Raw genomic sequence first — 14,724 nt, forward strand, 5'->3', positions numbered from 1 at the left:
GAACCGAGTAGCTCGCGTCTCACGAGGAGTCAATCGTATTCTGATGTGCAGAATGGCCTCGTGCTAGCTGGCTGGACTCCTGGCGTCATTCTGACTATTGGTTCTGCACAGCAGAACCAGAGGTATCGATGGTAAGAACAGGGGTTGATGCGGTCGCGCGGGCACTGGCAATCCTTAAGGCGTTCGACCCGGAGCGCGCCGCGATGACGCTGACGGAGATTGCGGATGCAACTGACCTCTACAAGAGCACAGTCCTTCGCCTTGCCGCATCTCTGGAGGCGGATGGCTTCCTGGTGCGGGGTACGGACCGGCTATTTCGACCCGGGCCGGAGCTATGGCGCCTTGGGGCGCTCTATCAGCGCGGGCTCGACCTCGGTGACCTGATCAGACCCTCGCTCCATCGTCTGGTCGAGGCAACCGGAGAGACCGCATCCTTCTACATCGCGGAGGGCGACGAGCGCATCTGCCTTTATCGCGTCAATTCCCCGCGTTCGGTCCGGCATCACCTCGAAGAGGGTCAGCGATTGCCGATTGACCGCGGCGCTGCCGGCCGTGTTCTTACCGCCTACCGCGATTCTGCATCAGCCGATGGAAAGAAGGTCAGAGATCGTGGCTTCTACGTCTCGATCGGCGAACGGGATCCTGAGGTCGCGGCCGCAGCTGTGCCTGTGATCGACGTTCATGGCCAATTGCGCGGCGCCCTCTCGGTCTCCGCCATTCGGACTCGCTTTGATGCAGATGCTCGGAAGGCTGCGATTGTAGTTCTGAAGTCCGAGGCTAAAGCGCTGATCGGTCTGCTGCCTGCAAGCGAGCGCTGAGCTACAATGGCAGCGTTCCGTTTATGACGCACAGCTCAGCGGGTGCCGCAAGGGCCTCTCCTGAGCGCAGGGTGCATTTCTCACATTGTTGAGGCGCATCGGGGCGCGAATCGGCGAGGCGTTCTTTTGCGACAAGAATTTTGTGGTGGTTCAAGGAATGCCCTGATAACGACAGAGCGTAGTGCAGATCAGTCTGGAGTAGTGGGACGCCCCTGAAGCTGTTCCTGGAGTCGCCCAAGTGATCCCGCCGCAGATCATCCTCGATCTCGACGCCACCCACCCGTATACGGGCATCAGGAGGGAGGCTTCTTCGAAGGCTATTACGCTGCTCGATATATGTGCTGGTGTTCTGGAGCCGGCATATGCTGAGGGCCAAGCTGCGGCGCGCCGACATCGATGCAAGCGCGGCCAGAACGTTGCGCAGATTGTGCGGCCGTTCGACCCATTCGGCCACCATCTTCGGCGTGGTGTTGAACTGGCGCGCGGCGGCGTGCATTGCTCAGTCCCGCTTCCACACACCGCACCATGGCCTCTCGACCTTTCGGCGTCAGTGGAGCATTCTTGTGGCTGTTCATCTGGTCTTTCCGTGGAACACTGAAGCTTCGCAACCTCAGCTTCCTCGGTTCGGACCAGATGGACAACCTCCTGAAAGACTACATCTAGCTCATGCACCGGCGTGGTCTTCGCACGCCTGATGATGTCGAGCGCCACGGTCTGATTGGTGTCGCACCCCAGGCACCGAACTTCCAAGTAAAAATAACCGGCATTGATCGCGTCGCCGATCGTAGGTGACGGCGGGGTCGGTCCCTTGTAACCAAGCATCCGAAAATTCCACGCCTCACAAGTCAGCTTGTCTTCTTGCTTGCGCGCCTCCTTTGCACTCGGCCGACATTCTGATTTGGGTGCCGAACAGATACTCGCGGGATTTCGTGGACATGGCGCTACAGAGAAGCGCAGTAAGACCGTCAACGCAAACAATCAAGTAGTGGGGGCACGAGCGGGGCCGTGAAGTTCGGGTCGGTGCTCTCACACCAGGACTTGCGAGCCGCGGGGTCAATCTTGTGGCTGCACAGGAACCGCCAGACATATTGGACGTCAACGTCGCCCAGCGCCTCGGTCAGCAGAGGGCCTGTCCAGCGCGCAAACCCTTGCGGCGGCAGCTTATCCAGCAGCTTCAGAATCCGCTTGTAGGTCGTCCTCGTATAAATCGGCTGCTTGCCAGGCCGCGGCTTGTCTTGCGGCCCTTCAAGGCCATGGTCGGCATAGCGATGCCGCCAAAGGCTGACAATCCGCGGCTTGACCCCCAACTTCCTTGGCGATCGACCGGGTGCTGCGCCCATCCGCCGCCAACAGAACGATCCGCGCCGCTTCAAATCGCGCTGCAACGTCATTGGCGAGCGACAACACGCCTCAAGCGCCTTGCGATCTTTCCTCGAAAGGTGGACTTCTCTTGCTTCAAGGATCATCCATATCTTGAATCACGACTCACGACCAAGAAAGTGGGTACTGGTCTCGTTCATGGCGTGTCGCTCTCCTTGAGAGGTTCTGGCAGGCTCGACACCCGCCTCGATACGCCGCCTATCTCAGTCCGTCATCACCCAGCTTAGTCAGAGATCGAAGTGATCGATGATGATCTCGGTCGTTCAGCCGCCGGCGCCGTACAACGCGCCGGCTTCGAGCGAATGGTAGCGGAGGTTTGCCTTGGTAAGGTTGGTGCGGTTTGCGCCCGCGAGGTCTCGCGCTTCGCTCGCAGCAGTCGGGATTGGCAGCAACTCATCGAGATGTGCCGCGTGGTCGATACCGGTTCTGGTCGATCAGGAGACCATCTACGCGCCGAGGCATGGCAGCGACCGCCTGCTGCTCGGGCTCAAGGGCAGCCTCAACGAGTACGAACCGGATCTGTTGCGCCAGCGCTCGCTCTCGGCACGCTATGAGAAGGCGCGTCGGGGCGAGTTCGTTGTGGCAGCGTGTCCAGGAAGCGATCAAGATGGTGTTCGACAAGGTCGAGGAACTGGGCGGCGCGCGACAGGCGCTTTGCTGGCTCAATGAGTACAATCTCGATCTGCCGGTGAAGCAGACCAACGGGGACACGGCCCGGCGGCGACCACACTACTCCGCCATCGGCAGGCTTAAACACCGGGATGTGGTAGTTCGTGCGGCGCGGCATCAGGATGGAAGTCAGCACCAGTTGGCGCACGGCTGGATGATGTCGGCGGAGAGCATCACGCACCTGATCCCGCCGTTCCTTAGCTCTCTGCAGCCGCGATTGCAGCGGCGATCGCCCCGGGACCGATGACGCCAAGCAGCGCTTCCTCGATCACCGCGCTGAACGATGCGGAGTTGAATGCCCTACATTAACGCGCGCCCCGCGTATTGAGGGGCGATGGGACAACTGTTCGAAGCGCAACGTCCTGTCGGACGATAGCAGCGCAGACTGTCAGTCTTGAGACAAATGTCAGCAACTTGACGCTACACACCTTACGGAGTGCCTGCAGAGCCTCGAACTCTCTTCGGCACGAGGTTTGCTTTGTTCACGTCATCATCACCAATCGCAGTGCGATGGTCTTCGGGACGACTCGGCGCGCATCGCCGTTAGCGTCTGGTCCGCCCCGACGGTTTGCTGCGGGGATAACTTAAGGGCGCTCGGTTGTGGACCGAGAAAATGCACGGAAGTATTGGATGCGATCTGGAGTTCTTCTTTCGGGAGCCACAACAATTGCGCTCATCGCAAGCGGTGCAGCCAATGCGGCGGACCTTGAGCCAGAAGTGAAACTGTCACCCGCGGTGTGGAGCTGGTCCGGAGGCTATATTGGCGGGCACGTCGGCGGTGGGTACGGCCGAACCTCCTTCAGCAATCCCGACGGTCCGTCAATCTATGGCGGCGTCGTCAATACCCCAGTGTTCCTCGCAGGAGGCCAGATCGGCTACAATTGGCAGAAGAACGGCTGGGTGTTTGGCGTCGAACTAGATGCCAGCCGTGCTGTCTCCGATGGCACAAATACTTGCCTGGCCGCCTCGGGCTTTGTGTGAGCGCAAACTGCACGGCAGGTCCAAACCTCTTTGCCACCGGGACCGGCCGCGTCGGTTACGCGTTCGGCGCTCTCGGCCATACGCTGGCCTATCTCAAGGGAGGCGTGGCTTGGCAATACAATCAGGGCAACGTGCTCAATAACAACGAATATAATGGCCTGCAGCCACAGGAGAACACTCATCTCGACTATGGTCAGGTCGGTGGCGTCATCGGGCTGGGCGTCGAGCAAGCGCTTACGCCTGCATGGTCGGTCAAAGTAGAGTATGACTATCTGCATTTCGGTGGGCCAAGTGTCGCAACGCCTTCGACGGTGCAGTTTCCGCCGTTCGCAATTCTTCCGGCGAACATGACGAGCCTGTCCAGCAACTATCACATCGGAAAGATGGGATTGAAATACCATTTCGGCGCGGACCCATGGGCGGCGCAATGGTCCGATGCGCCGCTGTACGCGAAAGCACCTGCCGGCGCGCCGCCGATTGCTTACAAGGCCGGTTGGTCGTTCGAAGGCGGATCGCGGCTCTGGCTCAGCCGGGGACGATTCCAATGGGACGCCAGCGCTATTCCCGATGAGATCGCTACTGGAGATCCTAACATTCTTATATCAAGGCTCACCTACCACGGCCTCGACGGACTTTCCGGGGAATTATTTGGCCGTCTTGACAGCCCGTGGGGAGTGTTCCTGAAGAGCAACGTTGGCATCGGGCGCTTCGATAAAGGAAAGCTCAACGATGAAGATTGGGGCATCCATCGCAGGCTCTCTTATAGCAACACGATATCGGGCCAGGCAAACGGGAGGTTCACGTACTACACGGCCGACGTAGGTTACGATTTTTCGCGCGGCGCCAACTACAAGGTCGGCGGATTTATCGGCTGGACCTATTACGCCCAGAACTCCGACACGATGGGATGCATGCAGATTGCCAACCCCATGTCTCCATGCACGGCGTCCGCTGATCAAATCGTTGGCAGCCAGGATACGCACTGGAATGCACCTCGCGTCGGCCTGAGCGCCGAAACCATGCTTACCGAGCGTTGGCGTTTAAGCACCGATGTCGCTTACCTGCCTTGGACCGATTTCGCTGGTCGCGACCACCATCTCTTGCGCCCGACGACTACCTTCGCTGATCAACGCGGGAAAGGAGGCGGGGGTGTACAGGTCGAAGGCGTGTTGTCCTACTTCATCACCAATAATCTCAGCATCGGCGTCGGCGGGCGCTATTGGGCAATGTGGACCCAAAAGGACAGCGAAACGATATGCACAGGCTGTTATCCGGGAACCACTGCGACTGAGTTTTCGAAGTTTAGCATGGAGCGCTGGGATACGTTCTTTCAGGCCTCTTATAAGGTCAATTGAAAAGGCCCCACCGTAGTCAAGCTCCAGACTCCAGCCTTCCTGGACGAGCATCCTGAAGCCGTACGCGTTTCCCTAGCAGAAGTACCTTGAACCGTCCGAGACGTTTTCGAAGGTGGAAGTCATTACCGGCGTGGCCCGCCGGCGGCGGGTTTACGGTGGATTCCGCCGCCAAATAGTAGTCAGATACTGTCGAGCAGCTGATGGAAACGTGGAAGCGGCGCCAGGCTGGAATAGGCAACTTCAACAAGCCCCGCAAAGATTTGCCCTTGTAGGACGATTCACGAAGTGTGACGGGTGAAAACAAGGTTCAATTCCTTTGAAATGACGCACAGGCTGCTAGTGCTGCGATCGACGGGCGATTCGTAAGACGCACGCACTCATTCACTAGTAAAAAAGGGGCCGCCGCGTGAACTTCGGCGGCGACCCACCTGGGCCTACGGTGCAGAAAGTTCGGTCTGTCATCGGCCCGACATATCGAACTGACAACAAAGACATTCAGCGAGATCACACTACTAGGGAAACAGTCCGCGTGTTTCTTTTGCTCCGCGAACGCGCTCGACACCTATCGCCATGGCTGCCGTGCGATTGAACAGGTTTTCACGCTTGCTTCGCGCCAGGACCCGCTCGAAAGTACGGTCCAAAAGTTGATACTCCCTACGCGTGACTTCCTCCTCCTCCCAGAACAGTCGCTGGAGGTCCTGCACCCATTCAAAGTAGCTGACCACGACACCGCCCGAGTTGCAGAGAAGATCGGGGATGAGGAAGATCTCCTCCTGATGGCCTTCCTGCTGGCTATTTCGGCGTCGATGACCCGTTCCAGGGCAGCCGGAACAAGCACGTCACACGGGATCGTCAGCAACTCGCCTGGGTCTAGAGCAAGCTCGCTGGAGTAGCCATCCAGGCTACCTTGCGAGGCAGCATGTCCGACCAGCTGTGGTATATCGAGCCCCCGAGGTCGATAAAGCGCGCCCGTGTGATCGCTGACCGCGATCACTTTCGCTCCCATGTTGCGTAGCTCGAGTGCGGTCATCGAACCGACATTTCCAAAGCCTTGAACAACGGCTGTTGGCGCCATTGAGTGGGATTTTGAGCTCGTCCGCTGCGCGGCGAACCAAATGAACCACACCCCGGCCTGTGGCTTCACGACGACCGAGCGTTCCACCAGCGCTGACAGGTTTGCCAGTCACGATCTCGGTGACGGTTTGGCCCTGATACATCGAGTAGGTATCCATGAACCACGTCATGATCTGCTCGTTTGTTCCAAGATCGGGAGCTATGACATCAGTGTGCGGCCCAACAAACGGGATCATTTCCTGCATATACCGGCGCGACAGAGTCTCAAGCTCACGGTTCGACAAGCTAGAAGGTCGACGTTAATTCCGCCCTTGACGCCGCCATATGGCAATCCGACCAGGGCACACTTCCAGCTCATCCAGATCGCGAGCGCTGCAACCTCGCCAAGGTCGACGGTTGGCCCGAACTGGTGCCCCCTTTTGTAGGGCCAAGTGTAAGGTGATGCTGCACCCGATAGCCTTCAAAAGCCGCCGTTGTGCCGTCATCAAGGTGAATTGGGCACGACACCGTGACAGATCGCTTCGGCAGCAGCTGGCGGGATCTTACGTCGTCTGGTATCCCCAGATAATCGCGATCACGTCGAATTGCTTTACGGCCATCTCAAACACTGGCCCAGTGTAGACAGTCACGATAGCTCCTGAGGCTGGATATGAAACATCGGAATGCTTGTGCTTCAGAGCACCGAGCTCCCTGGTGCGTGTTGCGCGTTTCAGATGTGGGCGAGACAACTAGTCCAATCAGCAAGATTGCGTCTCGCGGTCACGCCAAAAATATGACCAATGCGATGAAAGCGAGATTGACCGAGGCGGCCACGACGGCCCAACAGCGAATCGCGGCAGGCGAAAATTCAAGAGCGTCCTGCGAAGTGTCGGCCCAAAGCGGCGGCATTCAAGTTAGGTCCAAAGACCCGGGTTAAGAGACAAACCTGCATAAGCGCAGAAACCACCCACTCTGCTAAAGCCGAGCCTTTCGACCGCCGCGTAGAGCCCTTGCCGCCCTGCCAACCGCGCTCGCAAAAAGGCACCCCCGGCTGGCCGCGTCGAGCCTGACAACAGATGTGGTAGACCGACTCAATATCATTCCCCGATGCGGCATCTGGATCCGGCAGGCCGGCTGCTGTTTTGCCGCTCACGTTCGATCTCCTGATTGACCACAGAATAGCACTCCGAAGATACCGATGCTCGGCGTTACGCCCGGCAATCTTCCAATTTCTTGGTGAAACTCATCGCAGAAGCTCTGGTTCGCGAGGTATTTCTACAAGCATGGCCGAAACGAAAGTCGAATCGATCCACCGCGGCAGACGATTCGGGCAACTTTGTTAAACGACCGGGGAATGGCAAAAGCTCGCTTTCCTTTTTGACGCATGCTGCAAACTCGGAAGAGGCAAGGCAGGAGAACGCAGTGCCCTTTCTCCTGCCGAAAATTAGCCGGTCAGTGTGAGATTGAGTTTCGGCCTGCGCGGCAGCGATCGACCACCGTTCATGACGATTGATTGCCCGGTCACAGCAGAAAACTCCGTTCTGCGGCTCTTAAGTCAGAACAACGAGGAGCCTGATTGAGGTGTTCGTGGGTAGCCACCCAGGTTCTGCCAGTCATATTGTGCCGTTCTGCCCTTTTGTTGGCTTCTCGTCGATTGCGTTCACTTCTGTTTCTTCGATGATGATCGGCGGGGGAACGCGGCCGGCACCCTAGGGCCTCAAGTTGGCTTCTGCATCTACCGGATCTTGTAGTAGACGCTCCATCGTCTGCATGGCACAGGCAATGAACGTGCCCAGAACCACTGTTGCGGTTCGGCGACGATCTCGTGCAAGCGCTCCATGATCTCGGGTTCCTCATCGCGATCGAGACGAACGGCAGCCTGCCGGTCCCGGCCGGCGTGGTGACTGGATTTGCGTCAGCAAATCGCGCCGCGCGGCCATCACTCGCGGACACGAACTCAAAATTCGTGTAGCCGCAGCCGGTAGCTCTGCCGGACCGGTTCGATGAGAGGGGGCTCGGACAATTTGACGCCGTCGACCACATGCGGCACGCCGTCGCGTAATGTCTGCTCATTGGAAATGGCGACTCAGCGTGCAATCCCACAAACATCTCGGCATCAGATGAAGATATCCCAGGTATTTAAGTTCGAGGCAGCGCACCGACTTCCAAACGTCCCGCAGACACATCGCTGTCATCGGATGCACGGTCATTCCTATCGGGTCGAGGTCGTGCTGAACGGGCCCGTCGATCCGCACACCGGGTTCGTAATGGATTTCTTCAACATGGAAGAAGCGTTCGGTCTTCTTCTAAAGAACCTCGATCACCGTTGCCTGAACGAAGTCCCGGGACTGGAAAATCCGACGGCGGAAAATATCGCCATCTGGATCTGGAAGCACGCGAAACCGCGCCTTGCGCAACTCTCGAGCGTGAGGGTGTACGAGACGACCGATTGTTGGGCGGAATATGACGGGCCCGATGGCTGAATTCAGCGCTCATTTGGGACTGTGTCGATGCGGTACGCCTGTCCTTCTTCGGCTCCGAAACCGACTTGCTCGATCTGCACTTCGGCTCCTCGTCGGCCGGGTCCGCGGTCAGATTCCCGTGCTCGCGGAAGGCCCGTGGATCTCGCGGGAGGTCAGAGGACCGCGCCCGGCTTGGCCATGAGGACCCCCTAGCACGTGACCGCATTCGGCCAGACGATCCGGAATCCCGCGTTGTGCTAACCGCCGGAACTGTCTGGGGGGATTCGTTGGAGCGAATTCGATGCTGATTGTACCGGAGAGAGGACCCTCGATCCCGGACGCTCGCGGCTGGGCGATCTCGGTGCTGCAGCAGGTCGGCGCTAGCCGCGAGCACACCCGTAGCTTCGACATGGACGTTCTTATTTTGTCTCCGGTCGACCCTATAAGTTGAACCGACTGAGGAAATCAGCGCGACCAAGCTTCCGCACCTTGGATTTTCTAGGATCATACATGACCCGATTGGAAGGGAAAAATCATCCGAATGCGTTCTCAGTGCACACATAGTGCACACGACGGCCCGAGTGCACACGCCCTCACCTTAGATTGCGCCGGCGAGGATATTCGTGACGTCGCCGCTGATGCTACCGCAACGGCCTCGATCGGACTCTACATTGGGCTCACGACGTTCAAGGAGCCGGCTTGTCCTGAACAGGGTCGTCATCGGCAATCGCTCGCCACCCCGCTCCTTCAAGATCGTTGTATTGGCCGTTCCTGAGCGACCAGAGAAACCCCACCAGGCCGAGCAGGCCGAGCACCAGCGCCAGCGGAACGAGGAATACCAGGACTTCCATCAGCTCAACTCCCTGACACCACGATGCGCGCGAAGGGCGTTCAAGATCACCAGCAGCGACGAGCCCGACATGGCAGCAGCGGCCACCAGCGGCGTCGCCAAACCAGCAATTGCCAAGGGCACAGCCAGCAGATTGTAGACAGCGGCCAACCATAGATTCTGCCGCATTAGCCGCAGCGCTTTCCGCGAGAAGCCGATGGCAGCCACCACGGGTGTCAGGCGGTCGCCGAGAAAGACCAGATCGGCGGTCGCCTGGCTCAAATGGGTGGCGGTCACCGGCGACATCGAAACATGCGCGGCCGCCAGCGCAGGCGCGTCGTTCATGCCGTCACCGACCATCATGACCTTGATGCCACGTCGCTTCAGCTCGTCGATCCGCGCAATTTTGTCGGCAGGGGTTACGCCTGCCCGCCATTCGTGAATTCCGAGCGACTGCGCGGCGTGACGTACCGCTGGCTTGCGATCGCCGGACAGTATCTCGACTCCGATGCCACATTGTTGAAGTGCGGCGACAGCTCTGGCTGCATCTGGACGCAGCCGCTGCCGTACCGCAAAGACGTGGCACGTTTCGCCATGGCGGAAGGCAACGACCGACGCTTCGGGATCCCTGCACAAGATATCATTGGCCAGATAATCCGCGCCGCAGAATGACGGCCTGCCCAATCTGACTTCAAGTCCGTCGACGAAACCATGCACACCCTGACCGGTAACCTCTTCGACCCCAGCCAGCGGCGTTTTTGCTTTGGCCGCGCGGGCTACCGCGGACGCGACCGGGTGATGGCTGGCAAGCGCAAGCCGGCCGGCTAGTTCGAACATTTCGGCCGGAATGCTCGCAGCGTTGGCGACATCAAGTTCGGGCAAGGTCAGTGTCCCCGTCTTGTCGAACACGGCCCTGTCGACGTCGGCCAGCCGCTCGATGGCATCGCCGGAATTGAGCAGCACGCCGTTCCGGAACATGGCGCCCGATACGACGGTTTGCACCGCCGGTATGGCCAGGCCGACCGCGCATGGGCAGGTAATGATCAGAACCGCGATCGCCATGACGATGGCATCATGCCAGGACGCGCCGAACGCGACCCAACCCAGCATGGTCAGAAGGGCTGCGGCGTGGACCACGGGCGCATAGAGCCGGGCCGCGCGATCCGCCAATTGCACATAACGGGTGCGCGCCTGCACCGCGTTGTCGAGCAACCGGCCGATTTCGGACAGCAGCGTGCCTTCAGACGCCGCCGACACCCGCACGCGCAATGCACCGGAGAGATTGAGCGTTCCCGCATAGACGGCGGTCCCCAGTCCCGCCTTCACCGGCAGGGTCTCGCCGGTGATCAGGCTTTGATCGATCTTGGACCGGCCCTCTATCACGGAGCCGTCGACGGCCGACCGTTCACCGGGCCGCAGCAACACGATATCGCCGGCCTGCACCGCGGCGATCGGCACTTCGGATATCTCGTCAACGCCAACGAACTTCGTTGCCGTCTCGCCCCTTAGGGCGGCCAGGTTTCCCGCGACGGCGCGAGTCCGCCGGCGCATGCTCTGATCGAGATAGCGGCCGGCCACCAGAAAGGTGATCAGCATCAGCGCCGCATCGAAATAAGCGTGTTCAGCGTGGTGAATGGTTTCGACCACCGACATCGCGAGCGCCAGCACGATGCCGATGCTGATGGGAACGTCCATGTTGGTGCTGCGCGCCCGCAGTGCGCGGAACGCAGACCTGAAGAACGGCTGTCCCGAATAGGCTGCCGCGGGCAAAGCAATCAAGGCAGACAGCCAGTGGAAAAAATCACGCTGCTCCGGGATCATGTCGGTGACGTTGCCGGACCATACCGGCACCGACAGCATCATCACGTTCATCGCGCCAAACGCCGCAACGCCGAGGCAGCGCAACAGGAAGCTCGCCTGCTCAGTCTCGAGCGCTTCGGCACGGACCGGCTCGAACGGATAGGCCTTGTAACCTAGTTCGGCCAACCGGTCGATGAAGCGGGTTGGATCGTGCGCCCCTTGCTTCCATTCCAGCGCCACTCGACGGTCAGTCAAATTGACACGAGCCAGCGTGACATCCGGAAGCGCGGAAAGGGCGCGTTCGATCTTGGACATGCAGCCGGCACAATTGACGCCTTCGACCGCAAGATCGATATGCGACACCCCGGAACCGAGGTCCCTGACATAATGTGAAAAGTCCCGCGCCGCCTGCATGATATGCCCTTCCTAGTTCAACAGCACACGGTTCTTCGACAGAAACAACCGTTGCCCGGCCGAAGCTCCTTCGAGCACGAGGTCCCATTGACCCGGCGCGATCGCGAGGGCGCTTCCCCGATAGATGCCGATCCCCACTTCGGCGAGGGGCACCGGCAAATCGGCGCGCCGGTCGGTCGGCCGCTCGAACCGGCCGTGAAACTTTAGGCCCGATATCGGCCGGCCGCTGCTGTCGCGCGCCTTGATCTGCAGCGTCGCGCCGCCCTGCCCGCTGCGCTCGACATGCGCATCGACCTTCCAGTTTCGCGCGTTCTGATCGCGGGCCGCCGTGATTTGCTTCTCATAGGCGAGGCTTGCGCTATAGGCGCTGTCGACCTCGGTCCCGGGCAGCGTCTGGATGGCAAACCGCATCATGACGAGGTTGACTCCGATCACGACGCCAAAGAACGCGATCAGCATTGCCAACACCTTGCGGCCGGTGATGGGTTTTGGCGCCTGCGATCCCGTCATGTGGTGGCTCCTGCCGCTTACGGCGTGACGAAATTATCGGTGGCGGATGCCACCTCGCCGAGGCCGATATCGGTGATGCGGAAATGCACCGGAACCGACTTCTCTGGATTGTTTGCGGCAGGCGCCGTCACCAGCACCCGCAGCTCGGTGGTCTGGTCGCGCCCCAGAATGATCATCGGCCGCTCCGGGGTGACGGAATCGACGCCGACGACATGGACCGTTGCGTTGACCGGACCGTCGATATCGATCGCGATGACCCGGTCGAAGCCCCGCTTGTTCAACAAGCGAACCGTATAGGCATTGCGGATCGACCCGTCGCTCAACTTCACCGCGACCGGATTGCGGTCGTGGAGTACATTGACATCGAGCAGCGTCCGCGTCAGTAGCGCATAGAGCATGAACGCGCCGACGCAGGCGATCATGGCGGAGTAGACGACGGTGCGCGGCCGCACAATGCGGTAGATCGGCGGCTTGCCGGCCTGACGGCGGTGAATATTGATATCGTTGTCATACCCGATCAGACGGGTTTCCCGGCCGATCTTGGTCATTACGGTGTCGCAGGCATCGATGCACAGTCCGCACTGGATGCAATCGAGCTGCGCGCCGTCACGGATATCGATCCCGGTTGGGCACACGGCGACGCATTGGTAGCAATCGATGCAATCACCGACCGACTCGCCGAGGGCCCGCAACTCGTTCGCCTTCTTCAGCGACGTGCGCTTTTCACCATGATCGTATTTGTAGGTGACGTTGAGCGCCCATTCATCGGTGAGTGCCGCCTGAATACGGGGCCACGGACACATATAGACGCAGACCTGTTCGCGCATGAAGCCGGCGAGCAGATAGGTCGTTGCTGTCAGTATCGTAATCCAGATATAGGCCAGCATCGGCGCCTGGAACGTCACCAACTGCTTCACCAGTGTCGGCGCGTCGTTGAAATAGAGCACCCAGGCGCCGCCGGTCCACCACGCGATCATCAGCCAGATCGAATGCTTCAGAAGGAGCTCGGAAAAGCGCTGCAGCTTCATGGTGCCGCGCGCGGCATTCTTGCGCATGCGCTCGCGGCGATCGCCCTCGATCAGGCGTTCGACGGCATAGAACAGATCCGTCCACACGGTTTGCGGGCAGAGGTATCCGCACCAGATACGGCCGCCCAGCGAGTTCATCAGGAACAGCGTGATCGCGGCGACGATCAATAGGCCGGTGAAGTAGTAGACCTCCTGCGGCCACAGCTCGATGAAGAAGAAATAGAAACGGCTGTTCGGCAGGTCGACCAGCACCGCCTGGTCGGGCGCGCCGAGGCCGCGATTCCAGCGCACGAACGGCAGCAGATAGTAGACCCCGAGGCAGAACGCCATCAGGCCCCATTTGATCCGGCGGAAGGTCCCCGACACGCTCTGCGGATAGACCTTCTTCTGGGCCACATAGAGCGGCCCGTCGTCTTCAAGCTGCAGATCGATTGGATTCACGGGCTTGTTCATCGAGGTTGATCTCAGGTCCGGCGTGGACTTTAGGCACGCCCCCGCAACCGCGATTGATCCACCTCAAACAATGCGCAAGTTCCGGTGCCCGCCCGTTATTTGCCCCCGCCGAGCGAGTGGACATAGACGGCCAGCGCCTTGATCGTGGGAGGATCGAGACGACCGACCCAGGTCGGCATGACGCCGGCGCGACCATTGCTGATCGTTTCGATCAGCGTCGCCTCGTCCGAGCCGTAGAGCCAGATCTTGTCGGTCAGGTCGGGCGCTCCGAGTTCCTGATTGCCCTTGGCATTGTCGCCATGGCACGCCGCGCAATTATCCGCAAAGATTTTCGCACCGGCCGATTTGTTGTAGCCCGGGCTGGTCGATAGACCCGAGAGCGACCGGACGTAGTTGGCAACGGTGACGATCTGATCCTTCTTCAAAACGCCATCCTTGCCAAAGGCCAGCATGGCGTTTTCGTGGGCCTTTGGATGCCCGGAACGGACACCGAACTGGATCGTCTGCATGATCTGATCGAGCGAACCACCCCAAAGCCATTCGTCATCGTTCAGGTTGGGATATCCCTTGGCACCGGCGCCGCCGCTGCCGTGGCACGGCGCGCAGTTGTCGCCGAATACTGTCTTGCCGCGGGCGCGGGCCAGCGCCAGCAATGCCGGATCCTTCTCGATTTCCGCCAGCGGCGCCGCGCCGAGTGCGACCATCTTGTCGCCGCGAATTTTTTCGAGGTTTGCGAGCTCAACGGCAACGTCCGCGCGCGACGAGTAATTCAGCACGCCGGTGGTATGGCTCCACAGCAGCGGCCACGCCGGATACACGATCCAGTAGCCGATCGCCCACACGATGGTCAGGTAAAACGTGATCACCCACCAGCGCGGCAGCGGCGTGTTCAATTCCTTGATGCCGTCCCACTCGTGGCCGGTGGTCGTCTTGCCGGAGACTTGGTCGAAATCGCTGTGCTCAGCCATGATC

At 59.9% G+C, this 14,724-nt stretch carries 12 protein-coding genes and 3 pseudogenes; 6 read left to right on the forward strand and 9 right to left on the reverse strand.

Annotation, left to right across the window (positions count from 1 at the left end; translation table 11 throughout):
- Window positions 1-128 precede the first annotated feature (128 nt).
- Window positions 129-818 (forward strand): IclR family transcriptional regulator, encoded by a 690-nt coding sequence (locus tag IVB22_RS27785; protein ID WP_247389246.1) that lies wholly within the window; start codon window positions 129-131, stop codon window positions 816-818.
- A 1-nt stretch (window position 819) separates the two neighbouring features.
- On the opposite strand, the gene IVB22_RS27790 is transcribed toward IVB22_RS27785, so the two are convergent.
- The 3 genes and pseudogenes from IVB22_RS27790 to IVB22_RS27800 all read right to left on the reverse strand — a co-directional run.
- Complete coding sequence (locus IVB22_RS27790; RefSeq protein ID WP_247520577.1) at window positions 820-1,314, reverse strand: hypothetical protein; 495 nt, start codon at window positions 1,312-1,314, stop codon at window positions 820-822.
- Between the two features lie 161 nt (window positions 1,315-1,475).
- Window positions 1,476-1,755: pseudogene (locus IVB22_RS27795) on the reverse strand (hypothetical protein); the annotation flags it as partial.
- Window positions 1,756-1,819: 64 nt separating this feature from the next.
- Window positions 1,820-2,284, reverse strand: a pseudogene (locus tag IVB22_RS27800) (helix-turn-helix domain-containing protein); the annotation flags it as partial.
- A 216-nt stretch (window positions 2,285-2,500) separates the two neighbouring features.
- Between IVB22_RS27800 and IVB22_RS27805 the strand changes: the two are divergent.
- The 4 genes from IVB22_RS27805 (at window position 2,501) to IVB22_RS27820 (ending at window position 5,203) form a co-directional block, all read left to right on the forward strand.
- A complete protein-coding gene (locus IVB22_RS27805) occupies window positions 2,501-2,752 on the forward strand; it encodes a hypothetical protein (protein ID WP_247520568.1) in 252 nt (83 codons plus the stop codon).
- A gap of 53 nt (window positions 2,753-2,805) precedes the next feature.
- Window positions 2,806-3,114, forward strand: a complete 309-nt coding sequence (locus IVB22_RS27810; protein WP_247512599.1) for a hypothetical protein — start codon at window positions 2,806-2,808, stop codon at window positions 3,112-3,114.
- 470 nt (window positions 3,115-3,584) lie between these two features.
- Complete coding sequence (locus IVB22_RS27815) at window positions 3,585-3,848, forward strand: outer membrane protein (RefSeq protein ID WP_247520377.1); 264 nt, start codon at window positions 3,585-3,587, stop codon at window positions 3,846-3,848.
- On the forward strand, window positions 3,845-5,203 hold the full coding sequence (locus IVB22_RS27820) for a hypothetical protein (protein ID WP_247520378.1): 1,359 nt from the start codon (window positions 3,845-3,847) through the stop codon (window positions 5,201-5,203). The genes IVB22_RS27815 and IVB22_RS27820 overlap by 4 nt, the downstream gene beginning before the upstream one ends.
- A 512-nt stretch (window positions 5,204-5,715) precedes the next feature.
- Here the strand turns inward: IVB22_RS27820 and IVB22_RS27825 are convergent.
- Window positions 5,716-6,906 (reverse strand): annotated as a pseudogene (locus IVB22_RS27825) (Glu/Leu/Phe/Val dehydrogenase).
- Between the two features lie 1,470 nt (window positions 6,907-8,376).
- Between IVB22_RS27825 and queD the strand changes: the two are divergent.
- Window positions 8,377-8,739 carry a 6-carboxytetrahydropterin synthase QueD gene (gene queD / locus IVB22_RS27830; RefSeq protein ID WP_247520569.1) on the forward strand — a complete coding sequence of 121 codons (363 nt, stop codon included), beginning with the start codon at window positions 8,377-8,379 and terminating at the stop codon, window positions 8,737-8,739.
- A 665-nt stretch (window positions 8,740-9,404) separates the two neighbouring features.
- Here the strand turns inward: queD and ccoS are convergent.
- The 5 genes from ccoS to ccoP form a co-directional block, all read right to left on the reverse strand.
- Window positions 9,405-9,569, reverse strand: coding sequence for a cbb3-type cytochrome oxidase assembly protein CcoS (ccoS, locus tag IVB22_RS27835; protein ID WP_247512607.1), 165 nt, complete (start codon window positions 9,567-9,569; stop codon window positions 9,405-9,407).
- Window positions 9,569-11,761, reverse strand: a complete 2,193-nt coding sequence (locus IVB22_RS27840) for a heavy metal translocating P-type ATPase (protein WP_247520379.1) — start codon at window positions 11,759-11,761, stop codon at window positions 9,569-9,571. The genes ccoS and IVB22_RS27840 overlap by 1 nt, the downstream gene beginning before the upstream one ends.
- A 12-nt stretch (window positions 11,762-11,773) precedes the next feature.
- Complete coding sequence (locus IVB22_RS27845) at window positions 11,774-12,271, reverse strand: FixH family protein (protein WP_256467462.1); 498 nt, start codon at window positions 12,269-12,271, stop codon at window positions 11,774-11,776.
- Window positions 12,272-12,288: 17 nt separating this feature from the next.
- The gene (ccoG, locus tag IVB22_RS27850; protein ID WP_247520380.1) at window positions 12,289-13,752 is read right to left on the reverse strand and encodes a cytochrome c oxidase accessory protein CcoG; all 1,464 of its coding nucleotides are present in this window, start codon (window positions 13,750-13,752) and stop codon (window positions 12,289-12,291) included.
- Between the two features lie 95 nt (window positions 13,753-13,847).
- A complete protein-coding gene (gene ccoP, locus IVB22_RS27855) occupies window positions 13,848-14,720 on the reverse strand; it encodes a cytochrome-c oxidase, cbb3-type subunit III (RefSeq protein WP_247520381.1) in 873 nt (290 codons plus the stop codon).
- Window positions 14,721-14,724 lie beyond the last annotated feature (4 nt).

The sequence above is a fragment of the Bradyrhizobium sp. 190 genome (genome assembly GCF_023073415.1).
Taxonomy (GTDB): Bacteria; Pseudomonadota; Alphaproteobacteria; order Rhizobiales; family Xanthobacteraceae; genus Bradyrhizobium.

Excerpts from the sequence above, each read along its gene's own strand:
- IVB22_RS27785 (WP_247389246.1), top strand. The coding sequence starts at position 129 with ATGGTAAGAACAGGGGTTGATGCGGTCGCGCGGGCACTGGCAATCCTT.
- IVB22_RS27790 (WP_247520577.1), bottom strand. The coding sequence starts at position 1,314 with ATGCACGCCGCCGCGCGCCAGTTCAACACCACGCCGAAGATGGTGGCC.
- IVB22_RS27805 (WP_247520568.1), top strand. The coding sequence starts at position 2,501 with ATGGTAGCGGAGGTTTGCCTTGGTAAGGTTGGTGCGGTTTGCGCCCGC.
- IVB22_RS27810 (WP_247512599.1), top strand. The coding sequence starts at position 2,806 with ATGGTGTTCGACAAGGTCGAGGAACTGGGCGGCGCGCGACAGGCGCTT.
- queD (WP_247520569.1), top strand. The coding sequence starts at position 8,377 with ATGAAGATATCCCAGGTATTTAAGTTCGAGGCAGCGCACCGACTTCCA.
- ccoS (WP_247512607.1), bottom strand. The coding sequence starts at position 9,569 with ATGGAAGTCCTGGTATTCCTCGTTCCGCTGGCGCTGGTGCTCGGCCTG.
- IVB22_RS27840 (WP_247520379.1), bottom strand. The coding sequence starts at position 11,761 with ATGCAGGCGGCGCGGGACTTTTCACATTATGTCAGGGACCTCGGTTCC.
- IVB22_RS27845 (WP_256467462.1), bottom strand. The coding sequence starts at position 12,271 with ATGACGGGATCGCAGGCGCCAAAACCCATCACCGGCCGCAAGGTGTTG.
- ccoG (WP_247520380.1), bottom strand. The coding sequence starts at position 13,752 with ATGAACAAGCCCGTGAATCCAATCGATCTGCAGCTTGAAGACGACGGG.
- ccoP (WP_247520381.1), bottom strand. The coding sequence starts at position 14,720 with ATGGCTGAGCACAGCGATTTCGACCAAGTCTCCGGCAAGACGACCACC.